This window comes from Celeribacter sp., assembly GCF_048261515.1.
Classification (GTDB): Bacteria; Pseudomonadota; Alphaproteobacteria; order Rhodobacterales; family Rhodobacteraceae; genus Celeribacter.
This window is the reverse complement of the sequence record NZ_JBLXFZ010000002.1, coordinates 184,950-207,477: the sequence shown is the minus strand read 5'-3', so window position 1 is coordinate 207,477 and position 22,528 is coordinate 184,950. Positions and strand designations below refer to the sequence as shown.

Here is a 22,528-nt window from a genome sequence, read left to right as displayed (position 1 = left end):
CTTTTATCAGAGGCGGTGCGGGGTCATCCCGCGCGTCATTGCCCGCTTCTTTAGGGAGTTTATCCACAAAAGGAAAGGGCTGCGCCGCGTCGCGGCGTATGGAGCACCGCGCAGCGTGGGATTTTCGCCCGCCTTTTGACCCATGCGGTGCGCTCAATAATCGACGCGAGAGCGGTCGCCATCGAGAAAACGGCGCAGCGTTGCGGGATAAATTTCATGCTCTTTAGGCAGGACACGCGCGGCAAGCGCCTCTGGCGTGTCCCCCTCAAGGATCGGCACGCGGGCCTGCGCGAGGATCGGCCCGCCGTCGAGTTCGGCAGTGACCTCATGGACCGAACAGCCCGCCTCCTTGTCACCCGCTTCAATGGCGCGGGCGTGGGTGTGCAGCCCCTTGTATTTGGGCAGGAGCGAGGGATGGATATTCAAAATACGCCCCTCGTAATGCGCGATGAATTCAGGCGTCAGGATACGCATGAACCCCGCCAACGCGAGAACATCGGGCGCATGGGCGTCGATAGCCGCGATCACGGCGGCATCGAATGCAGCGCGGTCGCCCTTGAATTCCGTGTGATCCACCACAGCCGTGGGGATACCCATGTCAGCGGCCTTGGCCAGACCTCCCGCCTCGGGACGGTTGGAGAGCACAAGACAGGGGCGTGCGGGGTGGTCGCCGGTCATTGATTTGGCCAGCGAGACCATGTTCGAGCCGCCCCCTGAAATCAGGATCGCGACCCGTTTCACGACAGGGCGCCCTCGTAGGTCACGCCACCACCCGTTGTGATGCGGCCCAGTTGGACGACCGTTTCGCCCTCGGCCTCCAGAAGTGCCGTGAGTGCTTCGGCCTGCCTCGCGTCCACCACGGCGACCATGCCGATGCCCGCGTTGAACGTCTTGAGCAGCTCGCTTTGCGACAGGTTTGCCATCTCGGTGAGCCATTTGAACACGGGAGGAAGGCTCCACGCGGTCAGGTCGATATCCGCACCAAGCCCCTGCGGAAGAACGCGCGGCAGGTTCTCGGTCAGGCCGCCGCCCGTGATATGGGCCAGCGCATGAACACCGCCCGCACGGATCGCCTTGAGCACAGGTTTGACGTAGAGCCGCGTCGGCGCAAGCAGCGCCTCACCCAGCGTCTCGTCGGCAAAGGGGGCGATATCGCTCCAGCGATAGCCCGACACTTCGACCGTTTTGCGCACCAGCGAATAGCCGTTGGAATGCACCCCGTCGGAGGCAAGCCCCAGCAGCACATCCCCGTCGCGCACGCCTGACGGCAAGTCCTGCCCGCGTTCCATCGCGCCCACAGCAAAACCCGCGAGGTCGAAATCTCCGTCCTCATACATGCCAGGCATTTCAGCCGTCTCGCCGCCGATGAGCGCACAGCCCGAAAGTTCGCAACCCTTGGCGATGCCTTCGATGATCGCGGTGGCATTGTCGAGCTTGAGCTTGCCCGTTGCGAAATAGTCGAGGAAGAACAGCGGCTCGGCCCCTTGGCAGACCAGATCGTTGACGCACATGGCCACGAGGTCGATGCCCACGGTCGCCACGTTGTCGGTGTCGATTGCAATCCGCAGCTTGGTGCCCACACCGTCGGTGGCGGCAACCAGAATGGGATCGTCGTAGCCCGCGCCTTTAAGGTCGAACATCGCGCCGAAGCCGCCAAGCCCCGCCATCACGCCCGCGCGTGCCGTGGCCTTGGCCGCTGGCTTGATCCGCTCGACCAGTTCGTTACCCGCGTCGATATCCACGCCAGATGAGGCATAGGTAAGCCCGTCGTGCTTGCCATTGGTGTGACCGATGTCCGAGTTGCCCATGTCCTGAAATCTCCGCGTCTAGGCGGCCTCCCGCGAGGCCTGTTTCATGGCGTCCGCGACCAATTACGCGGAATCAGGGATAAAGAAAAGCCTCTTGGCCCCGCCGCCCACGTTCAAGCGAAATGCCGACCTCTTTGGCCGGTTTGCCACAAACGCCCTTGGCAGACATCGCAGTCACACTTCGCACGCGTCTTCCCTCTTGACCCTCCGCCGCCCTCGGAATAACCAACCTGCGGCGGGCCTGTAGCTCAATTGGTTAGAGCAGAGCGCTCATAACGCTTTGGTTGCGGGTTCAAGTCCTGCCGGGCCTACCAATTCCGCCCCCTTTCGCGCGCTACGCGTCCTTGCCCGCCAAGGCCTAGCGCGGCAAGACCATATCGGCACGCAAGCCGCCAAGATCCCCGCTCTCGCCCAGACGCAATGACCCGCCATGGCGACGCACGATATCGGTGGCAATCGCAAGCCCAAGCCCCACGCCCGATCCCTTGTTCTGGTTGCGCGCCGCATCGAGTCGCACGAAGGGCTGAGCCGCGCGTTCGCGGTCCTCAAGAGGTATTCCCGGCCCGTCATCCTCGATCGACAGAACCACTGACCTCTCATAGACAAAGAGGCTCACCCGCGCCTTGCTGCCATACCGCAGGGCATTCGACAGCAGATTGTCGAGCGCGCGCGCAAGTGCCGTCGGGCGCAGGCGCAGGGCGACAAGCTCCTCAGGACGTGCACCAATCTCAACCACGCCACCTGCGCGTTCCAACCGAGCCACCGCGGCGTCAATCAACCCCATGACATCCGTCTCGACACTCTCCTCCGCAGCATCCTCACGGACGAATTCGAGAAACTCGTCGATCAACCGCGCCATTTCGTCCAGATCAGCGCGAAGGTTGGCAATCTCATCCTCCGCCACGCCCTCCGCCTCCAGAAGAGACAATGACAACCGCATACGTGTGAGAGGTGTGCGCAGGTCGTGCGATACGCCCGAAAGCATCAATGTGCGCTGTTCGATCTGGCGTTCAATCCGTGAGCGCATATTGAGAAACGCCGCGCCCGCAGAGCGCACTTCCGTCGCCCCTGCGAGACGGTATTCCGTGACCTCCCCGCGCCCGAAAGCCTCCGCCGCCCGCGCCAGACGGCGAATGGGCCGCAACTGGTTGCGTAGGAACACAATAGAAATCAAGGTAAGCACGATCCCCGTGAAGACCGTCAGCACGAGCAATTGGTGGGGATTGCGCGCCGACGCCCGCCCACGCGGCACGGTGAGATCAAGCCGCCCGCCCTCCAAGGCAACGGAAAAACGCACCGCCCGCATGTCGGATGCCAGATCCACCCCGTCGAGCGTTGCGAAGGCCTTGGCCAACTCGCGCATGATGACCTGACCGGAAAAATCATACCAGACACGCGCATCCGCCACGGGTGCCACATCTTCCCCGTATCGCGATATCATGTTGAGCCGCGTATCCAGATCGGCCATGACAATGTCCGCCGCATCACCATCCAGACCTTCAGCGGCAAGGACATAGAGCTTCGCCTCCGAAGTCACCCCCGCCATCAGCTGCTGCGTGACATCGGTGAAATAGCGCTGCGAAAAGGCGACGAGGACCACGATCTGCACCGCGACAACAGGCACGAGCAGGATCAGGGCAGCCCGCCCATAGAGCCCGCGCGGCAAATATTTTTTGAGCCAACGAAAGAACATGGCTATTGGTAGCCCTGCATGCGCCCGAAGGGAAAGGAAAACATGACCGACCCGCTCCGATCTCCCCGCCCAGCCACTCAAGGAGAGGTGGCCACAGGTGTGATCCGCGTGATCGCCCCCAACCCCTCGCCCATGACCCATTGGGGAACCAATACCTTCATTCTCGGCACGGGCGCGGATCGGGTTTTGATTGACCCTGGCCCCGACAGTGCCGCACATCGCGAAGCCATCATGGCCGCCCTGCCCGACGGCACGCGGATCAGCCACATCCTTGTCACCCATGCCCATCTAGACCATTCCGCAGGTGTGCCCGCCCTCGCCGCACTCACTGATGCACCTGTCATGGCCTTTGGCGACGCAACCTCGGGCCGCACCGAAATCATGCAGCGCCTTGCCCGCGAGGAAGACGCCCTTGGTGGTGGCGAAGGCGTGGATCACGGATTCGCACCAGATATCAAACTTGCCGACCGCGCGGTGGTGGAGACCGCCGCAGGCCCCGTCACCGCGCTACATACACCGGGGCATATGAGCGGGCATTTGAGTTTCCTGTGGGAAGGCCTGTGTTTTACGGGCGACCTGATTATGGGGTGGTCCACGTCCCTGATTTCCCCACCCGATGGCGATGCCAGCACCTATCGTGAAAGCCTCACTCTCCTGCGCCAGCTCGGCCCGTCACGCCTGATGCCCGCGCATGGCGATGCCATCGACACACCAGAAGCGCGTATCAGCGAACTTCTGGACCATCGCGCCATGCGCGAATCCCAAATTCTCGCAGAACTGGCCAAGGGACCGTGCGACCTCACAACGCTCACCCGTGCAATCTACAGCGACCTGCCCGCGCCCGCCCTGCCCTATGCTGCGCGCAACACGCTCGCTCATCTCATTGATCTATATGAACAAAAACGCATATCCGCGACACCGCACCTTTCACAATCGGCGCGATTTTCACGGGCGTAACCCAAGAAATCACCCCGCATGTCATTTTTGCAAAGATTTCGTGCAAATCCCTCTTGCGGCCCCAAATCGCCCCCGCTATATACGCCCCGTGTTCCGGCGTAGCTCAGCGGTAGAGCAGTTGACTGTTAATCAATTGGTCGTAGGTTCGATCCCTACCGCCGGAGCCAAAATATCAGCTACCCCTTGAAATCATTTAATTTCTGAGTTCCGCCTTCGGAACTCGATGACGAGGTGCACATTCGGGTGCACTCGGCGGTGCACAACGTGTGCACAGGAGGGCATGTCCATGCCCCGGAATCGGAGCTTTCCGCCCCATCTCGAAATACGCCGCGCCAGCTACTACTGGCGCAGACGACTGCCTCGGTTCCTACGGGACGAAAAAAATTCGCCACCGCCAAAAAAAGTTTTTCTGTGCTTTTCGCTGCGCACCCAAATCCTCCGCGACGCGAAGATCCTGGCCCGCCGCCTCACCGAGATGAGCGACCTGATCTTCGCCGCAGACGCGGAGACAGTGATGGCAATTTCGCCCGATATTCAGGTCACGATGCTCGAAAGCCTCGCCCGGTTCGAGATCGAAGCCTTCGAGCGCGCTCGCGCCGTAGCCGCTCCCCGCAGCCCCGAGGCCGCCGCTCTTGACCTGCGGCGCGAAGAGGCACTGCAGACGACATTGCGTCAGGCACTCTATCTCGGCGATCGAGAGGTCGCACGACGCCCGCTCCGACACGTCGCCATGCATCTCGGCATAGACGTCAACGAGGGCGACGAAGACTGGTCTGCACTGGCCTATGAGGCGACAAAAGTTCTGCTCGATGTAAGTCACGAACGCGCGCGCCGCCAGCAAGGTATCTATGAGCAGCCAACACTGTTTTTCCGCCGTGCGGTTAACGACACGCAGACAGCTCCGCCCAGATTTCGGAGCACCTCTGGTGGTAACACTATTGAACCGACAGCATTCGCAAGCGCGCAAGCAATCGCGAAACCTCCAGCGCCTGCCCCGGCATCATTCGCGTCGAAAACGGACGCAATCACATCCAAAGCCAGCCCCGAAGTCCATGCGCCCGTAGAACCGGCCCCTCGACATGATCCGATCGGTGCTGATGAGCCCTCCGACTGCGTCTCCTCTCATAAGTATTCGACGTGTGTGACACCGGCAATCATACCCGCCGGCTTTGATCTTCCCGAAGGGTATGACGAGCAGACCTGGCAGCAGGCACGTGTCGCGGCGCGCCCGCCCCGCATCCTTGTGGACCGGAAATTACTCTCCGATACATCCCGCGCAGCCTTGGAAAAGCAGCGCGGGATCACGGTTGTCGAGGCGTTCGAACTCTATTTCGAACTGCGCAGCTGGGGCTACAAGGCACCCTTCAACAAACATCAGAAACGAAAGCCAATCCCGGAGAGGCTGAAAGCGGCCCCGGTCGATGACCGCCTCTGCGAAGATCTCAAGGGCAAGCACCGGTTGGCGCTTGATTTCTGGCCAGCCGTTCTCGGCGACATCCCCGTCGATGAAGTCCATGTCGACGACGTCAACGATGCTCTCGAATATCTCCGGCGCCTCCCGGCCAACCACAGCAAGTCCGGAAAAGATCGCAACAGATACAATGTCGTCGAAATCATCGAAAAAGCGGATGCAGATCAGGCACAGCTCGAAAAAGATATAGCTGCGGCCCAGGCAAACGGAACATGTTCCGAACTGATCGACAAAATGCGCATGAATCGAAAGGAAGACCGGATTTCGGTCACGACCTTCATCAAACACGGGCGCGTCGCCCGCGCTGTCGGTGAGATGTTAATGGATATGCAACTGATCGATCAAAACCCGTTCAGCATCTGCTCGTGGAGCAACAAGGACGAGAAGGAGCTCAAGAGCACCGAGGGCGAACGCAAGCGGGAAGCCTGGGACGACCGGATAAATGCGCTTTGGGGGTCCCGCATTTTCCACGAACCGCTCGACGATATCGGGGAGCCGCTGTTTTGGGCACCGCTTATCGCGCGGCACCAGGGGATGCGTATGGAAGAGATCCTTCAGCTCGGGCCGGAGGACTTCGGATCTGACAACGGCATTCCCTACCTGCGGATTCAACACACCATCATCAACGGGGTAAAGACACTCAGCAGCGCCCGGACCTTGCCGATCCACCCGCAATTGATCGATCTGGGCCTCCTGAAACTGGTCGCGCTGCGCAAGAAACAGGGGCATATCCGGCTCTTCCCCTTCATCAACCGCAGCAAGCAAAAGGGCAGATTTTCTGCGAATTTCAGCAAGGCCTTCGCATATTATCGCCGTAACAACGAGTGCTACTGGCCAGGTCTGGATTTCCATGCGCTGCGAACAACCTTCCATCACGACTTGCTGGCAGACGACAAATCGGACGCCATTCGTTGTCGCCTGATGGGCCACACCTATACGGACGAAGGTGACCGTTCTTACGGGCAGAACCTCGGGATCGAAACGCTGGCAAAACGTATAAAATCTGTTGTCGTCGATATCAGCATGATCCGTCGTCCATTTGAGGACCATCACATGGCACCAGGCCACACAGAACCTCAGCGACATCTACGGGTGGTGGGATAGAGCCAGCTTGCAGTGATCAGCTGCGAGTGCGGGTGATCGCAAACTGTTGTTCGGCTTGGGCTGACCGGTTGCCGCGATTTCCCGCACTCATAGGCAAGGAAAACAAGGGCGGCACGCCACTCCTCTGCGGCGCATAGCCCCAATACCCAATTCTTCTCCCATGCCGCGAAAGAAATATTTTGATATTCGCAAGTGAGACCATCTTCCCGAAATGAAACAGTATACACCCCCGCTAAGCCTTGCCGATTTGCGTGTGCGGATCGAAAATGACACCGTCCCCACGCCCAATGACACTTCGATATTGGCGTTTCTCGACCTCGCCTATACAGTCATTGGAGCTGAGGCGTTTCACGACCCGATCGTGCTAAAAACAGAAACAACATTCTCGACGTGGTTTCCCGAGCAGCCAGACAAATGTCTCGCCGAAAAATTCGGGGATGCGGCAATCTACGGTCGTTGCCGCGATAGCCTCTTGCGACACGCAAAACTGGCCGGTGCATGGTCCAATCAAGATCCTTATACCCTTTTGAACCAGCTTGCCCGAGAAGGTCGCCTCCCGGGTGTGAACCGCAAAATGATGGAAGAATATTTCCCGGGGATCGCCCTGCGTGACCTAACACGTGAGATGGTTCTGACCGTTGATCGCGATCTCCGAAGGACGAAGAGAAGCGCCTTTAGGAATTCCTGTTCAACCTTAGACAGTCTCAGAGACGACCCACGCGTTGCAGCTGCGGGGTGTCTTGGCAGGGAAAGGTTTGGCCCCTTTCCAGATTACCGCGACGGCGACAAACATCGCATCGCGTTGCCCGCCGCGCTGGCAGCCGCTTCTGCGCAGATACCCGTTGGTCATGCCGCGGTCGCACGACGAGCGTTCGAGCTGGCGGTCGACATCGGGTTGCTCGACGAGAACGGACCCGAGCCTGGATGGTCTCTAAGCTTTGTCGAAGCAACGCGATACTACGACGCAGCGAAAGAAAAAGTCGCGACAGTCACTGCGGATTTGTATCTTCGCACCCTGCTCTCATTGCTACGAGCTGCAAACCCCAAGTCGGTGCCCGCAAATGTTACCTCTGACCGCGTCCGTTGCCCCCAGAAATACGCGGCGCTCGCAAACCCACAGCCCCGAAAGACAAACAGACAGCCGTTGACTCTACCAGATGGGATGGAGGCCGAACTCGCAGATTATTCCAAGAAACGACACATCCCGAAAAAGAAAATAGCAACACTGCGCCGGATGCTGTGGCATCTGATTGAAAGCGGCATCAATCTCGACAATAGAATTGCCCTCAACGATGCAATGTCTATCATTCGTGATCGCTGCCCGCATCTTGGTGACGACACTCTGCAAGCATATCGGTCTATACTGAAGGCTTTCCTGCGTCACACTGATCGTTTGCCGCCTTGGTCGATGCTGCGTGAAAGAGCCAAGGACATGGGAGTGCGCGGAGAGGATCTATATGCACTGGCGCGGCTTTCAACATTTGTAAGCAGAATTGCTCCCGATATTGAGCCCCAAGACATCGACGAAAGCATCGCAAAAAATTTTGTTGAGCAGGCCAGACAAATTGGAAAAACTTCCGTAGTGGTCAATGGCCTGCGTGTGCTTGATGGATTGCGAGATCGCCTACCAGGTCTTCCCCCTGCCCCCGTCGCCGACATTGCATTGAAAGCTGGTGAGCTTTCCGACCACCTTGCATCTGAACTGACGGAACACGCGGCAGCAGCCGGTTACAGCGCAAATGGAATTCGCGCGAGACTCATAGCCGTTCGTGCCTTATATCGTCATGCCCCTGACAAGTCGGTTTTCTCGGGGACGGTTGAGGACATTCCATGGATCGAAATCATCGACAGCACGCTGGCCCAACATCCCAAAGACATGGAAGCCTACCGAAATGAACTGTTGCGCCTCGCAGATCAGGTCGGTCGGGCATGGCCGCACGGATGGAAAACGCTGCAGTCAAAAATTGTCGATGCAGGGATCCCCAGAGCACACAATCCCGTCGATGTTCTGATGGAGATCGCGGCAAAAGACGATCTGCAGCCTTGGCAGGTTGATCGCGAATGGGCTTGGGTCCATGAGCGCTCCCTCCGAGCGGATCTGCGTCGAAAATGGGCCCGCGCCGTCGACAACTTCGACGCTTTGCGATCTGTGGCCGAAATCGCTGAATCTGGTGTGTTGCCCGCGGAGAAAATCGGGCCCATGCCCAAAACCGGAGCGCGCCTGAAAAACGCGCATTTCCCCCTGCCCCGCAGGTTTGAGGCCGCTCTTGAAGGCGAGACGAAGCAGGTTTTCGAAGCCGCCCATTTCCTGTGGCGTTGCCTTCGGGCATTCGGCACCCATAGTCGCGGCGACGATCCAGAGATCGGCACGTTGGTCGCAGATGAGACTCTCGAACAGATACTGTGCGAGCAAAGTTTCATGACAGAAGTTTCAGCACGGATACACATTGCTCGGATCCGCGACTGGCGAGAGAGCTGCCTTGGCATGATTTAGATCGCCGACCTCAAGACAAACGTCTTGAAAAACTCAAATCTTTTTAGGGAATATCGACAACAAAATAATCCAAACTCATGCTCGGCCAATGCCGGTCATGATGCAACCTTTGTCTCCCTCCTTTTGCTTGAGTTGGCATACCGTACCACAGCTCCCGGAGAAATCTTCGGGAGCCTTAAGTATTTGATGCCCACTCAGCGAAACCTATCTGCCGGAACATCCATCAGCTTCGCCTGAACAGTATCGGGCAAAGAGAGCGAATTGCCGACATTCGCTGCGCCCTGCGCCAACGGCAGCTAAGCGCAGATAGTAACCTTTGCAGAGTCTGGAGCCGTGGTCTGACCTCTCGACGTGATCGGCCCATTGCGGACCGATGGCCGAGCGAGCTAATGCGGCAGCTCGGCCCGCCGAACCCGCCGTTCGCTCCGCTATCGAATTTTGATTTCATTCGGGACCGGTCGACAAGCGTTTGGTTGAAGTTGTCTCGTTGCTGTGTACTCATCAGAGAGTTGTTGGAGTTTTTTTGAGGGAGGCACCGTGGCCAGAATAAGAAAAGTTGAAATTAGCAATTTTCGCTCAATAAAATCTCTTTCATGGAGACCGTCTTCCGGCATCAATTGCCTGATAGGCCCGGGAGATAGCGGGAAGACAACCATTCTCGATGCCATTGACTACTGTCTGGGCGCGCGCCGGAACCTCTCCATTTCAGACGCGGACTTTTTCGAGATGAACGTCGACGAGCCAATTTGCATCAAACTTACGATTGGTGATCTGGAAGATGGCTTGAAGAGCCTCGATGCATATGGCCATTTTCTTCGTGGCTTTCGCGCTGAAACTGGCGAGATTCTGGAGGAACCAGAAAAGGATGCGGAGACTGTTCTTTGCCTTCAATTGGTAGTTCAGGACGACCTGGAACCCAAGTGGGATCTGTTTTCAGATCGTGCCGCAGCGCAGGGCATGTCGCGCAGTTTGTCTTGGGGTGACAGGCTGAGGCTCGCTCCTAACCGCCTTGGAGCCTTGAGTGACTACAACCTCAGTTGGCGGCGCGGTTCCGTACTGAACAAACTGAACGATGAAACGGCGGATGCCTCAGCTGCTCTTATCAGCGCCGCCAGAATTGCGCGAGACTCATTTGGCGATGATGCCCAGAAGGAGTTAAGTGAAACTCTTAACACTGTACGAAGAACAGCTTCGTCTCTTGGGATCGAAGCGGGAACAGATGCCAAAGCATTGCTTGACGCACATAGCGTCAGTTTTTCCGGTGGTACAGTTTCGCTTCATGACGCCAAGGGCGTGCCATTGAGAAGCTTGGGCGTAGGCTCAATTCGGCTTCTCATTGCTGGATTGCAACGGGCCGCTGCCGAAAAATCTTCGCTGATACTGATCGACGAGCTGGAGTATGGTCTTGAACCACATCGAATTATTCGGTTGCTTTCCTCCTTGGGGGCCAAGGAGGAAAATCCGCCTTTGCAGGCATTTGTTACGACCCATTCTCCGACAGCTTTAAGGGAGCTTACCGGAAACCAGCTTTTTGTACTGCGCAAGATTGACGACGGAAGTCATGAGGCAAAGAAGATCGGTGACGAAGACGCCGCCCAAGGTACGATCCGCTCACACCCTGAAGCGTTTCTTTCCCGCAGGGTTATTGTTTGTGAAGGTGCCAGCGAAGTTGGATTTCTTCGAGGGCTGGATGCCTGTTTTTCATCAAATGCGACCTACCAACCTTTAGCGGCTCGCGGCGTTTCTCTTGCTGATGGAGGCGGAGTCACCCGAGTTATTGGTAGGGGGCAAGCACTTGTCGATGTGGGCTACCCGGTCGCAGTATTCAGGGATGATGATAAACGGCCAAATGCAGAGGCTGAAGCAGCTTTTGAAGACGTTGGAGGGGTTGTTTTCAAATGGCAACCGGGACAGGCGATCGAAGATGCAATCTTTCGCGGCGTCTCTGACACTGTAGTTAAAGAGCTTGTCGCGTATGCAATCGACTTGCATGATCGGGGCAGCATCGACCAATGGATTAAATCGGCATCTAATAATACTTTTGACCTTGATGCGTTCGAAGCCGAGGTCGAGTTGGGGGGCATTTGCCAAGATACCCGGGCTATACTTGCCAAAGCATCCAAGCAGAAAAAAAATCCTTGGTTCAAAAATGTTGCTGCGATGGAGCACATCGGTCGAAATATAGTCGGTCCAGAATTGCGAAACTCTCAACAGTGGTTTCAGCAGGTCCTGACTGCAATATTCTTATGGATCGAACATGCATGACACACCGATTGATCTTCTTTCCATAGAACGTGGTACGGTGACGGCCCCAGCTGGATGTGGTAAAACCCACCTGATTGCTGAAGCTTTGACGTGCCATACTGGCCCCAAGCCCGTGCTGGTACTTACCCATACGAATGCCGGCGTGGCGGCCCTAAGGAGCCGACTTGCAAGCGCTGGCGTGCCGGCGTCTGCCTTTCGGTTGATGACAATTGATGGTTGGGTGATCCGGCTCCTATCCATGTTTCCGGAACGATCTGGCGCAAACTCTTCGCTTCTGCAGGCTACGCGCCCAAATTATCCAAAGATCAGAAAAGCTGCGTGCTGTCTTTTAAAAGAATCCCACTTGGATGACATTATTGCCGCAAACTATGATCGCCTCATAGTGGACGAGTATCAAGACTGCTCAATTCCTCAACACGCTATAGTTTTCTACGCGGCCCGTGTTCTGCGAACTGTTATTCTGGGTGATCCCATGCAGGCAATTTTCAATTGGCCCGGAAACGAAGTTGCTCCGTGGAACGACATGGTGTGCAAACACTTTCCACTTGTTACGGAACTGGACATCCCATGGCGTTGGAAGAATGCCGATTCTGAAGAACTCGGCCAATGGTTACTGAAGGCAAGGTGCGCTTTGGTAAACGGGCAACCTGTCGATCTTCGAGCAGCTCCACCGTCGGTTCAGTGGATCGAACTTGATGGAAGTGACGACTACAAACGGCAACTTGGAGCGGCACGGACGACTTCTCCTAAAGCGGGAGGTTCGGTCTTAGTCATCGGCGACAGCAAGAAACCACAGTCGCACCGTGACTTCGCGGCGCGGACTCCGGGTGCTGCCACCGTTGAAAATGTTGACCTGAGGGATGTGACGGAATTTGCAGCAGATTTTGACATAAACGATGCAAACGCTTTGGAAAAGATTATAAAGTTTGCTGCCAATGTCATGACAAACGTTGGTCCGGACGATTTCGTCAAAAGAGTGAAATCGCTACAATCTGGCACCGCCAGAAATGAACCCAATGAAGCGGAAGTTCTTGCGCTGGAATTTAGCGAGCGACCATCTTTAGCAAGGGGTGCGGCGTTGCTTTCCGAAATATCAAGAATGCCAGGGGTGCGCGTGTTCCGAAATGAAGTACTCAGAGTGTGCCTGAAAGCTCTGAACCAGTGCGACAAAGATGAAGCAAATTCACTGTATGAGACGGCGGTCAGGTTTCGCGAGCAAAGCCGTATTCTTGGCCGTGAAGTTCCAAAGCGGGCAGTCGGCAGCACGCTACTGCTTAAGGGTTTGGAAGCTGACGTCTCGGTCGTTTTGGACGCCGCACATCATGACGCCAAAAGCCTTTATGTGGCTATGACGCGCGGATCCAAGAAGCTTGTAGTTTGTTCCAAGACGCCAGTTCTGAACGATTAGCTTGTCCCCTGTATATTGCCACAACCAAAGTCGGTCTGCTGTTCCTGAAGCTGTCTAACTCGCACCTGCAGATAATGGCCACTCTCCGCCCTCCCAGGGTATACCCTTCGTCATTCTGCGCCAGGCACGAATGTCTTGGAAGGGCTGAGAGCGGTCATTCAATGAATTTGTCCAGAACGGCAGCTAAGCGCAGAAAATGCGCTTTGCAAAGCCTCCTGCCTGAAAGGCATGCAGCGTTATGGACGGCCCATAGCCGACCTTGAGCGCGGCCTTCGGATGCTGCGGTCGCAAGCCGCATTCCGGACATTCGAATTGGCTGAACCACGGTTCAAATGAAGACTGATGGGCTACGAGTTTGGACCACCTAATCAGAACCAACAACGCTTTCAGGCTGGCTGAAGGCGAATTTCTGAGCCTCTTTAAGTACGGCATGAGCTTCTTCAATGAGCTTGGCGTCGCGCTCCCATTGGCCAGCCGGTCCACCAGTGAACTTTTCGCCATGGAAGTAACTATTTCGCACGCGACAGACACCATTGACTATGAGTTGCAAGACATTTGAGAGTGGGACGGGATTAGGTGGATCCCACTGCATATCTGCCAGAAGGCGTCGCGGTGGCTCGCCAATCAGTGTTTTTGCAACCCCAGACTCCACGACATGATCAAAGAATTCCTGCCCCAAATCTCTCGCAAATGCGTCCCAATCAGCCTCTGCAATTGCTCTGTTCTTGCGGCGGTACTTTGGCATTCTCTTTAGGGCGTATTCCATCGCCCCAAAATCTGCCGCAAATTTCGTGGCCGCTGTATGAGGATTATCCATCAAAGACCTCCCGATAGTTTGAAGCTGTCCGCACACCAAACAGACCAATACGCTCCATTAACCATATCTGATCGAAGTTCAAACCGGTCTATCTGCACTTCTGATCGGACTTTGCGGTCGCTACCGGCTTGTATGCCAATCGCGTGATGTGCGAATTCTGTTTAAGCAGGTCTTACAGCACTTAAGTTTTCCAAGGCAATTTAGACTTCCCACACTTACACGAAATCGCTTTCTCACCGGGCACATCGATATCTGCGCGAATTTGGCGGTTACAATGCTTACAAACAAAGAGGGCGATCAGCTTCTCGATATCTTCCAGCAACACCTCAATGTCAGCGCCGACAATTTTGTCGGCGTTATCGTGAGAGACCAGATTGCCGATGAGGGCCGAGCCTGCCAGATCGGAGAAGATTTGGGTGTCCAGCAGATCGGGCGATTTGTCCTTCAAAGTTGATCTCAGCGCGCTGATCAGCTCATCGGACATTCGCTTTTCGTTGATGTCGTTGAAGCGGAAGGCCACCTTGACTCCAAGTGCCTGGCAGATGTTCTTGAGGACAAGCTCCATTAGCTTGCGTAGGTCATTGGTAACGTCTTCCTTGCCCTTTTTCTGTTCGATGATTTCTTTCAGCGTCGCGGGGCTGTTTTCGAGAAGGATGCCATTTGCACCGTCTGACCGGACCTCATGAAAAATCCAGCCATGCTGCCCCATCTCCCTCTTGATAATGTCGAACCAGATATTCTCGTGCGTGAGGATGATGATTTGCCAATCGGAGAACTCGTCGCGCAAAAGACGTAAGAGCCTGCGCCGATGCGATGTATCGAAGCTTGTGACGATATCGTCCAGCACTAAGAACTTGGCGTGCTTGTTGAAAATGCGAGCGTTGGCGAGGAACAGCACCACGCCAAGACTATTCAGGTGACTTTCGCTCAAATATTTGCGTGGCGGCTGGGTCGCCTTGCCATGGAAAGTGTACTGGAACTCGACACCTTCATCGCCGACCATGGTCAGGCGTACTTTGTCCACACTCTCTTTGGGATGAAGCGCCGCGTAGAACTTCCCGACATCATCGCTGATGGTATCCAGCACGGCTTGCAGTGCCCCATTCTGAACCTTGATGAAGGCATTCAGCATTGACGAAAGGGTGATGACTTGGGTTTCATATGCATCCTTTATGTGTTGATAGCTTTCAAAGTCGTTCACCTGATCGTTGACGGTTTTGAGCCTGGTCAGCGCCGCGGCGACCTTCTTCTCCAGCTCCGTGAGCTGCAGCTTCTTCGCGGCTTCTTTGGCTTGCTCCGCAGCCGTTTCCGCTTCTGCACGCAACGCCTTCAGTTCGGCAACGAAACCAGCCGGTGCCTCGAAAACCCTTCTATCATCAAAGGCGGATTTCAGCTCTTTCAGATAGTCGCGCAACATGAAGCGCGCAGCCTTAACAGCTTCGATCAGCGAAGAAAAATCCTTCAGATCGGAATACGTCTCCATGATGGTTTTCGTATTAAGGCCCGCGTTGATGACGGTCTCAACAAGCGCATCCTTGAGCGTGCCTGCTTCATCGAGCTGCTTCTGCAAAACCTCTAACGCTTCAAGGCGCTTGCCGACCTCTTCTTGAAGTTGATCAAGCTCATAGGGCAACAAACAAAACGGGCAATGCGGATCAGTAAAGACTTCGTCGTCCAGGACGGACTTGCCGCGCGTTAGAAAGTCACTGAGCCGAAGCTTGTTGACGTTTTCGCTCTCTTTAGCGAGGGCGTTGTATTTGTCCGTAAATGCCGTAGCATCATCAGAGAGTTGATCAATATCGGCGACCAGGTCACTGCAAGCCGTTTCAAGCTGCGCAAGCCGTTCTGCCAGTCGTATCTTTTCTTCACTACTGCCCTGTCCTCGAAGCTCTTCTAAAGCCTCAACGTAGGACTCTTCGTCAGTAATTTCTGTCGTAAGATCAAATGGCTTCATGACATTGGCGGCCACGCCGTAAAATTCTTTTCTGTCAGGAACAACCTGCTCTACTTCCGCGATCATCCCGGACTGAAGCCGCTGAATCTGCTGTTTTGCGGTCGTGTATTCAGTTTCTTTTTCGAGCTGGTTCTTGGTTTGCAAAAGGACTTTTCTAAATTTCGTGATTTCACTATAACCGATAATATCGGCAATGGCCTCACGCTTTCCGCCTTTTGTTTTGTCGAGAAAGTTAACAATATCTGCATGCCTGAGAATGATATTGTCACCTTTCAGATCAGCAACAAGCTGCTCTGCATTGTCATTGGCAAAGGTGGCTGAGGTCTTCAGCGTGCCCGACAGCGCTTTGGTTCCGTTGCGGTCAGTGCCGTCAAATACCAGCTCCACAGAGCTGGGCTTGTCGTCGGCGAGTACATTGCGCAGCGAGTCCTGCTTGCAGTCCTCCCGCCACAGGTGGTCCACGCGGTCATGAATGAACCACTCAAGGGCATCTGTAATAGTGCTTTTGCCCGACGCGTTCTCACCGAAGATCGCAACGCTCTTCGTTTTCTTCGAAAAATCGAGGGGCAGCTCGAAACGTGCGCCGCGAAAGCGCGAGACGGTGACCTTGCGAATTTTAGTCATCACCTGCCTCCTCTGCGTCCGCCACATCAGCCTTGAGTGCGGCCTTGCGTGCCTCTTCCAGCTTTCGTAGCAGCTTGACCTTGCTTAGATCATCGTCCTTTCGAAGCTTGCCAACAGCGGCCACAGTGTCCGCGTCGAGGGCTTCGTCCTTAGCCTGGGTGTCGAGGAACTCGGTAATGACCTCGGATGCTGTCTTGATGTTTTCGGTGGTCAAGACCTATGTCCTTGTTTAGTATTGAGAAATGCGGATATTATTCACACAATCGTACAATCTAAGCGAGCAAGAAATCAAGTTTGTTCGTGGTGTTGCGGGCATCTACTTCATCTACTTGACCGAAAGTGAAGTCGCGTATCCCTTCGCAAACTCAAAGCTGATTTACATTGGGATGAGCGAGTCAAAACAAAACAGCCTTTTTAAGAGGCTTGGCGGCCACTTGTCCGGCCAATCTGGCAATATGGGAATTAGTAACTACGCAAAGACACAGGGCGTGAAGTTTACGTACTACTCTGCAGTAGTTCTCAGGAACTACGGAAATGAGAACCTTTTTGACATTGAAAGCTTCTTCTTGAGCGATTTTCTCAATCACTACGGTTGTTTCCCTATTTGCAATGGCCAGTCTGGTCACAAGCCGTCTGAACATTCAAATCCTATTGCTGCGGATGTTGATTGGTCATTCTTCAACTGAGGCATCCCGTTTTCTTGCGCCAGACCGAGCGACGTCAAGATTTTCAATGTTTTTGACCGGGGTAAGCTATTTCCACGAGATGACCGCCTGAGGGGCTTCCACAAACCATCGTACACCATCGGTTCCTTGGGGACACGTACATAGCCGCGTCTGACACTTTGAGTGTCTGCTTTGCGAAAAGCGCACCTGAACGTTTGCATGTGTAGAGGACTTCCGCTTCCCGCCCGCACTTCGAAATGCCTCTGGTGCAGCAAATGCACAGGTCATGTCCGCTTCGGGCTGGGACCGGTCATCTGGTTGGCCGTACTGAAGCCTGCAAGGTCAAGATTTTCGTGTCGCACCACCACAAGTCCGCTTGGAGCCCATGTTGACATCTTTTTGCTTTGCGGCAATGTTCCGTGGCAGTCAAATTGGATGGACACAACGCATTGAATATCAAAAAGCGAACATTTGGTGTCGTTGGTCTGGGCAACTTCGGAAGTTCTGTTGCAAAGGAACTGCAGCGGTTCGGCAACCACGTAATCGGCATCGACATCTCCGAGGCGCGTGTCGCCAACCTTGCAGATACCTTATCACAAGCCATGATCGTAGATGCCCGGGATGACGCAGCGCTGCGTGATGCCGGTTTCAGCGACTGTGATACTGCTGTCGTTGCTATGGGTGATGATTTGGAAGCCAGCATCCTGTCGGCGATGAACCTCAAACTTGTCGGCGTTCAGGTCGTTTGGGCCAAGGCCGCCACAAAAACCCACCACCGAATTCTTAAAAAACTTGGCGTCGATAGGATCGTTCACCCGGAGGTCGAGGTTGGTCAACATATCGCGCAAATTCTGAACAATCCGCTGATGCGGGACTATGTCAGCCTCGGAAACGGCTTTCATGTGGTGAACTTCCGCATCTCCGAGAGCCTCGAAGGCCGACGCCTGAACGAGTTGCCACATGCCAAGACCTACAATCTTCGCTGCATCGGGATTATGAGAGGGAGTGAATTCATCGGGCAGGACGGCTCAGAGTGCCAGTTTCAGCGCGATGACCTGCTTCTACTGCTGGGCCAGCGGAACGACCTTCACAGCTTTGCAGCCAGCCTCTAATTATGACTGCACCATTCTGGAGTTTTCTCAGGCGGAAGAAAAAACTGCGAATGCCCCCGCCTGCACTGTTGTCGCTTTTCTACATGGCACTGATCCTTCTGGGCGCTATATTTCTCTGGTTGCCCATCTCGCATTACGGTGACATCGGTCCGAGCGAAGCTCTATTCACGGCGACCTCGGCGGTAACAGTCACCGGGCTTGCTCTTGCCGATACCGGATCCGCCTTCACCGGATTTGGTCAAGCTATAATTGCGATGCTCATCCAGCTTGGTGGGCTCGGTCTTATGACCTTTGCGGTACTCTTGCTCGGAGCTCTGGGGATCCCTGTCGGCATGCCGCAACGGCTGATTCTGCGCGAAGACCTAAACCAGACTTCGCTGTCGAACCTCACGTATATTGCTCGCATGATCCTTGTGATCGCCCTCGCCTGCGAAACGGTTGGCGCCACCCTTTTGGCTTTAATATTTGTCCCTGAATTTGGCTGGACTGGCCTATGGCAGGCGGTCTTTCATTCGGTCTCTGCCTTCAACAATGCCGGGTTTGCACTACACCCCGACAGTCTTTCGCAATGGGTCGGAAACCCGATTATCAATCTGGTGATCCCTGCCCTTTTCATTTTGGGTGGGCTTGGCTTCATCGTTGTGGGGGATGTCTACAAGACGCGAAACTGGCGCAAACTAACTCTACATTCCAAGCTGATGCTTGTTGGCACCGCTTTCCTGATCCTCTGGGGTTGTGTCATGTTTGGACTTTTGGAATGGCGGAATCCCGAGACTCTGGGACACCTCAGCACCATCGACAAACTGTGGGCGAGTTGGTTTCAGGGGGTCACCCCGCGCACCGCAGGCTTCAACACGATTAACACTGGCGGAATGCATGACAGCACGTCCCTGCTGACGATGACGCTGATGCTGGTCGGCGGCGGCAGCACCTCGACCGCGGGAGGGATCAAGGTCACCACACTATTCGTCCTACTTCTTGCCACGGTCGCCTTCTTTCGACGTCAAACCACGTTGCATGTCTTCGGTCGGTCCTTGGGGGTAGATGAGGTCATGAAGGTCCTCGCACTGACAACAATATCCATGCTGCTCGTCCTGACGGGGATCTTCGTGATGGCAATCAACCACGATGGTCAATTCATCGACGTAGCATTCGAAGTGACATCCGCCTTTGGAACAGTGGGCCTATCGCGCGGGATCACGGATGAGCTTGATGGCATCGGGCGCGGTATCATCATGACTATCATGTTCGTCGGGCGCGTCGGCCCTTTGGCAATCGGTTTCTTCCTCGCCACCCGCAGCGTTCCAAAGGTGAAATATCCCGCAGGGCAAATTTACTTGGGGTGAAAAATGGAATATGACTGAGGAACCCTATCTACTATTGTAGAAAAATTTGACCCCTTACAGGGCTCATCGGCTCAGGAAAACAGTGACTTTTTGCACCAAAAATCGAATACTTGGGTGCACTAAAGGAGCAAACACCATGACTACCATGAGTTTCATGACCAGTAGCATCTCAACGCTTGCGCTGCGAGCGGCGGATGAGTCGCGCCCTCAAAAAGCTAATATTGACAACGGCTTCGCCGAACTTAAGGGCATCGAAAGTGTGTCTCTACTTGGCGAACATGACGGTATTATGGACGACTACTTGTTTGACCTGCTCGTCGAAGAAGCTGCCTGATTGTTTCGAATAGGATTGTTTTTTGGCGCTTCCTACACCTGTGCTGGCGGGTGACATCGTTGGTTTTCACTTCCCTACGCCGTCTGCACGACATCCTAATCCTGGCATTGCACCCGGAAAACCGCAGCAGAACGACTTCATCGAAAGCTTCAACGGCAAGCTACGTGATGAATGCCTAAATGAAACGCTGTTCGGGACATTGGGCGATTGCTGTGAAACCCGATTTTTCTGCCGTTTGTAGTTAGAGTTTTTCGCTCGTATTTTCCTTTGGCTGGAAAGGAGCGAAGACGATGAAAGCATCGAAGTTCACGGACGCGCAGAAGGCGTTCATTGTAAAGCAGGGCGAAGAAGGTACGCCGGTTGCGGAGATTTGCCGCAAGGCTGGTATTAGCCAAGCGACGTATTTTAACTGGAGTGCAGGCGGAAAAAGAAAAGCGTCCAGTGGACACGCCCCTACGTTAAATATTGACACTACTGAGGGCCGCCCCTCAAAGTCGACTTATTCTTCAACACTTGCTGCTCGTCAGAGAAATAATAGGGAGATCAGCTCCCGACGAAATCTTCGCGGTCACGCAGTAATGGGTGCGAAATCAGTGTGGCGATCAACTTGGATGGGTATCCTGCCTTGAATGCAGTGCTACCAAGTGCTACCTTTCTGCCAAAGGAGGACTGGCATGACTGTGAAATCATCGATCTCTTTGTCGGACCCGCAAGACAGGTTTGCTCGTGACCTTGTTGAATCCGGGAGATATGCCAGTCTGAGTTCCGTCCTTCAACATGGACTTGATTTGCTTCGGCAAAAAACTGAAGCTGAGGACCTGGAGGTGGCTGCGTTGCGGCAACTTGTCGATCGGCGCCTGTCGGGACCGATGGTTTCGTCGGCAGACATGGATACTCGTATCGAACAGATGATTGCGCGGAAATTGCAGTCAGATAATGTGGGATCTTGAGTTCTCCGCAGAAGCGGAATGGGACTTCGAGCTGATCTTTGACCATCTTGCGAGCTCGTATATCGAGTTGGGCGATGAGCCAGATGCCGCACTCATACGTGCGGCCAATCGGATTCGCAAAATAATAACTTCGGTGAATGTGTTGACGCAATCGCCCCATATGGGAACGTTGCGATCTGATATTCGGGCGGGCCTGCGCTTCGTGCGCATGGAAAAGACCGCCATCTGGTTCTTGCTGGATGAAGAACGAGCCTGCGTTGTCGTCGTTGCTCTGTTTTTCGGAGCGCAGGATCACATCCGTCACATGCTGGCGCGAATGCTCGCCGGGAAAACCTGAAAGAACGCACGTCATGCGTTGATAGATGCCTTCAAGGAAGGCTAGAGCATCAGGAATTTCGCGAAGATCAACATTTACCGTAGGGGCGTGTCCAGTGGACGGTTTTCCCGCCAAACAAGTATGCTGGGCTGATGCCGTCCGAGATGAAGAAACTGCGCGAGCTGGAAGATGAGAATCGACGGCTGAAGAAAATTGTCGCTGATCTAATGCTCGACAAGGAAATGCTTCAGGATGTCGTCAAACGAAAGCTCTGAGGCCGGATCGTAAGCGCGAGATCATCGACGGTGTTCGGGAAGATTGGCGCGTGTCTGTCAGACGTGCCTGCAGCGTGCTGAAGTTCGATAGATCGACCTATCAGTACAAATCCCGTCGCCGCGATCCGGCCAGTCTAAAGGCCCGTATCAAAGAGATTTGCGAAACGCGTGTTCGATATGGTTATCGCCGCGTCCACTATGTGTTGCGACGCGAAGGATGGGAAGTGAACCCCAAGCGGGTTTACAGGATTTACAAGGAAATGGGCCTGCAATTGCGCAATAAGCCCCCCAAGAGGCGCGTCAAAGCCAAGCTACGAGAGGATCGCGCGGACGCTGTTTGTTCCAATGACGTCTGGGCCATGGACTTCGTGCATGACCAGCTCGCCACTGGGCGCAAGCTTCGCATCCTGACGGTCGTAGACACCTTCTCGCGCTATTGTCCTGTCATCGATCCTCGCTTCAGCTATCGAGGTGAGGATGTCGTGGCCACCTTGGATCGTATTTGCCGCGACATTGGATATCCCAAAACGATACGGGTGGATAATGGGAGCGAATTTATCTCTCGCGACATGGACTTGTGGGCCTACCAGCGCGGGGTCACGCTGGACTTCTCACGTCCTGGAAAACCGACAGACAACGCTTTCATAGAAGCGTTCAACTCAAAGCTAAGAGGTGAATGTCTGAACACACACTGGTTCATGAGCCGCGAAGATACTTGCGAAAAGATCGAGGACTGGCACCTCTCGGGATCATGCTCCGCATAACCCTGTCGGGCAGTGGTAGATACTACAACGAAGAACGACCACACAGCGCGATTGGGAATATGCCCCCAATAATGCTGAAAAACTCAGATGGCGATACCAGCCCGTCATGCTAAGAAACGACGAAAAACTCTGGCCCTCAGTGGCAGAAGGTTGGGTAGCAGAGCAGTTGGG

The 22,528-nt window shown here is 55.0% G+C and carries 17 protein-coding genes, 2 tRNA genes and 3 pseudogenes; 15 read left to right on the top strand and 7 right to left on the bottom strand.

Features of this window, described 5'->3' with window-relative positions:
• Positions 1 to 153: 153 nt before the first annotated feature.
• Positions 154 to 741 carry a phosphoribosylglycinamide formyltransferase gene (gene purN, locus ACN0SC_RS05860; RefSeq protein WP_417248725.1) on the bottom strand — a complete coding sequence of 196 codons (588 nt, stop codon included), beginning with the start codon at positions 739 to 741 and terminating at the stop codon, positions 154 to 156.
• Positions 738 to 1,808: a phosphoribosylformylglycinamidine cyclo-ligase gene (purM, locus tag ACN0SC_RS05855; RefSeq protein WP_417248724.1), complete on the bottom strand. Its 1,071-nt coding sequence runs from the start codon at positions 1,806 to 1,808 to the stop codon at positions 738 to 740. Before purM ends, purN begins: the two co-directional genes overlap by 4 nt.
• A 237-nt stretch (positions 1,809 to 2,045) precedes the next feature.
• Here purM and ACN0SC_RS05850 point away from each other — a divergent pair.
• Positions 2,046 to 2,122: transfer RNA gene (locus ACN0SC_RS05850), tRNA-Ile, on the top strand.
• Between the two features lie 44 nt (positions 2,123 to 2,166).
• Here ACN0SC_RS05850 and ACN0SC_RS05845 read toward each other — a convergent pair.
• Entirely contained in the window at positions 2,167 to 3,501 is a 1,335-nt protein-coding gene (locus tag ACN0SC_RS05845; protein WP_417248723.1) for an ATP-binding protein, read from the bottom strand.
• A gap of 42 nt (positions 3,502 to 3,543) precedes the next feature.
• Here ACN0SC_RS05845 and ACN0SC_RS05840 point away from each other — a divergent pair, with 42 nt between their 5' ends.
• From ACN0SC_RS05840 to ACN0SC_RS05815, 6 genes are all read left to right on the top strand, one after another.
• Positions 3,544 to 4,458 carry an MBL fold metallo-hydrolase gene (locus ACN0SC_RS05840; RefSeq protein WP_417248722.1) on the top strand — a complete coding sequence of 305 codons (915 nt, stop codon included), beginning with the start codon at positions 3,544 to 3,546 and terminating at the stop codon, positions 4,456 to 4,458.
• 92 nt (positions 4,459 to 4,550) lie between these two features.
• Positions 4,551 to 4,625 (top strand) — tRNA-Asn (locus ACN0SC_RS05835).
• A 119-nt stretch (positions 4,626 to 4,744) separates the two neighbouring features.
• The gene (locus ACN0SC_RS05830) at positions 4,745 to 7,033 is read left to right on the top strand and encodes a DUF6538 domain-containing protein (protein WP_417248721.1); all 2,289 of its coding nucleotides are present in this window, start codon (positions 4,745 to 4,747) and stop codon (positions 7,031 to 7,033) included.
• Positions 7,034 to 7,244: 211 nt separating this feature from the next.
• On the top strand, positions 7,245 to 9,527 hold the full coding sequence (locus ACN0SC_RS05825; RefSeq protein ID WP_417248720.1) for a hypothetical protein: 2,283 nt from the start codon (positions 7,245 to 7,247) through the stop codon (positions 9,525 to 9,527).
• Positions 9,528 to 10,064: 537 nt separating this feature from the next.
• A complete protein-coding gene (locus ACN0SC_RS05820) occupies positions 10,065 to 11,792 on the top strand; it encodes an ATP-dependent nuclease (protein WP_417248719.1) in 1,728 nt (575 codons plus the stop codon).
• Entirely contained in the window at positions 11,785 to 13,200 is a 1,416-nt protein-coding gene (locus tag ACN0SC_RS05815) for a UvrD-helicase domain-containing protein (RefSeq protein WP_417248718.1), read from the top strand. Before ACN0SC_RS05820 ends, ACN0SC_RS05815 begins: the two co-directional genes overlap by 8 nt.
• A 364-nt stretch (positions 13,201 to 13,564) precedes the next feature.
• Here ACN0SC_RS05815 and ACN0SC_RS05810 read toward each other — a convergent pair whose 3' ends face one another.
• From ACN0SC_RS05810 to ACN0SC_RS05795, 4 genes are all read right to left on the bottom strand, one after another.
• Positions 13,565 to 14,017 (bottom strand): hypothetical protein, encoded by a 453-nt coding sequence (locus tag ACN0SC_RS05810; protein ID WP_417248717.1) that lies wholly within the window; start codon positions 14,015 to 14,017, stop codon positions 13,565 to 13,567.
• A 181-nt stretch (positions 14,018 to 14,198) separates the two neighbouring features.
• On the bottom strand, positions 14,199 to 16,595 hold the full coding sequence (locus tag ACN0SC_RS05805) for an AAA family ATPase (protein ID WP_417248716.1): 2,397 nt from the start codon (positions 16,593 to 16,595) through the stop codon (positions 14,199 to 14,201).
• Positions 16,588 to 16,809 carry a hypothetical protein gene (locus ACN0SC_RS05800; RefSeq protein ID WP_417248715.1) on the bottom strand — a complete coding sequence of 74 codons (222 nt, stop codon included), beginning with the start codon at positions 16,807 to 16,809 and terminating at the stop codon, positions 16,588 to 16,590. The genes ACN0SC_RS05805 and ACN0SC_RS05800 overlap by 8 nt, the downstream gene beginning before the upstream one ends.
• 181 nt (positions 16,810 to 16,990) lie before the next feature.
• A complete protein-coding gene (locus tag ACN0SC_RS05795; protein WP_417248714.1) occupies positions 16,991 to 17,182 on the bottom strand; it encodes a hypothetical protein in 192 nt (63 codons plus the stop codon).
• Between the two features lie 527 nt (positions 17,183 to 17,709).
• Here ACN0SC_RS05795 and ACN0SC_RS05790 point away from each other — a divergent pair.
• The 8 genes and pseudogenes from ACN0SC_RS05790 to ACN0SC_RS05755 all read left to right on the top strand — a co-directional run.
• Entirely contained in the window at positions 17,710 to 18,372 is a 663-nt protein-coding gene (locus ACN0SC_RS05790) for a potassium channel family protein (RefSeq protein ID WP_417248713.1), read from the top strand.
• A gap of 2 nt (positions 18,373 to 18,374) precedes the next feature.
• A complete protein-coding gene (locus ACN0SC_RS05785) occupies positions 18,375 to 19,718 on the top strand; it encodes a TrkH family potassium uptake protein (protein WP_417248712.1) in 1,344 nt (447 codons plus the stop codon).
• A gap of 136 nt (positions 19,719 to 19,854) precedes the next feature.
• Complete coding sequence (locus tag ACN0SC_RS05780; protein WP_417248711.1) at positions 19,855 to 20,052, top strand: hypothetical protein; 198 nt, start codon at positions 19,855 to 19,857, stop codon at positions 20,050 to 20,052.
• Between the two features lie 106 nt (positions 20,053 to 20,158).
• Positions 20,159 to 20,254, top strand: a pseudogene (locus tag ACN0SC_RS05775) (integrase core domain-containing protein); the annotation flags it as partial.
• An 88-nt stretch (positions 20,255 to 20,342) separates the two neighbouring features.
• Positions 20,343 to 20,465 (top strand): annotated as a pseudogene (locus ACN0SC_RS05770) (transposase); the annotation flags it as partial.
• Between the two features lie 261 nt (positions 20,466 to 20,726).
• Entirely contained in the window at positions 20,727 to 21,002 is a 276-nt protein-coding gene (locus ACN0SC_RS05765) for a ribbon-helix-helix domain-containing protein (RefSeq protein WP_417248710.1), read from the top strand.
• Entirely contained in the window at positions 20,989 to 21,339 is a 351-nt protein-coding gene (locus tag ACN0SC_RS05760; protein WP_417248709.1) for a type II toxin-antitoxin system RelE/ParE family toxin, read from the top strand. Before ACN0SC_RS05765 ends, ACN0SC_RS05760 begins: the two co-directional genes overlap by 14 nt.
• Positions 21,340 to 21,455: 116 nt before the next feature.
• Positions 21,456 to 22,470, top strand: a pseudogene (locus ACN0SC_RS05755) (IS3 family transposase); the annotation flags it as partial.
• Positions 22,471 to 22,528 lie beyond the last annotated feature (58 nt).

Excerpts from the sequence above, each read along its gene's own strand:
- ACN0SC_RS05785 (WP_417248712.1), top strand. The coding sequence starts at position 18,375 with ATGACTGCACCATTCTGGAGTTTTCTCAGGCGGAAGAAAAAACTGCGA.
- ACN0SC_RS05825 (WP_417248720.1), top strand. The coding sequence starts at position 7,245 with ATGAAACAGTATACACCCCCGCTAAGCCTTGCCGATTTGCGTGTGCGG.
- ACN0SC_RS05815 (WP_417248718.1), top strand. The coding sequence starts at position 11,785 with ATGCATGACACACCGATTGATCTTCTTTCCATAGAACGTGGTACGGTG.
- ACN0SC_RS05810 (WP_417248717.1), bottom strand. The coding sequence starts at position 14,017 with ATGGATAATCCTCATACAGCGGCCACGAAATTTGCGGCAGATTTTGGG.
- ACN0SC_RS05840 (WP_417248722.1), top strand. The coding sequence starts at position 3,544 with ATGACCGACCCGCTCCGATCTCCCCGCCCAGCCACTCAAGGAGAGGTG.
- ACN0SC_RS05780 (WP_417248711.1), top strand. The coding sequence starts at position 19,855 with ATGACTACCATGAGTTTCATGACCAGTAGCATCTCAACGCTTGCGCTG.
- purM (WP_417248724.1), bottom strand. The coding sequence starts at position 1,808 with ATGGGCAACTCGGACATCGGTCACACCAATGGCAAGCACGACGGGCTT.
- ACN0SC_RS05830 (WP_417248721.1), top strand. The coding sequence starts at position 4,745 with ATGCCCCGGAATCGGAGCTTTCCGCCCCATCTCGAAATACGCCGCGCC.
- ACN0SC_RS05760 (WP_417248709.1), top strand. The coding sequence starts at position 20,989 with ATGTGGGATCTTGAGTTCTCCGCAGAAGCGGAATGGGACTTCGAGCTG.
- ACN0SC_RS05805 (WP_417248716.1), bottom strand. The coding sequence starts at position 16,595 with ATGACTAAAATTCGCAAGGTCACCGTCTCGCGCTTTCGCGGCGCACGT.
- ACN0SC_RS05845 (WP_417248723.1), bottom strand. The coding sequence starts at position 3,501 with ATGTTCTTTCGTTGGCTCAAAAAATATTTGCCGCGCGGGCTCTATGGG.
- ACN0SC_RS05765 (WP_417248710.1), top strand. The coding sequence starts at position 20,727 with ATGACTGTGAAATCATCGATCTCTTTGTCGGACCCGCAAGACAGGTTT.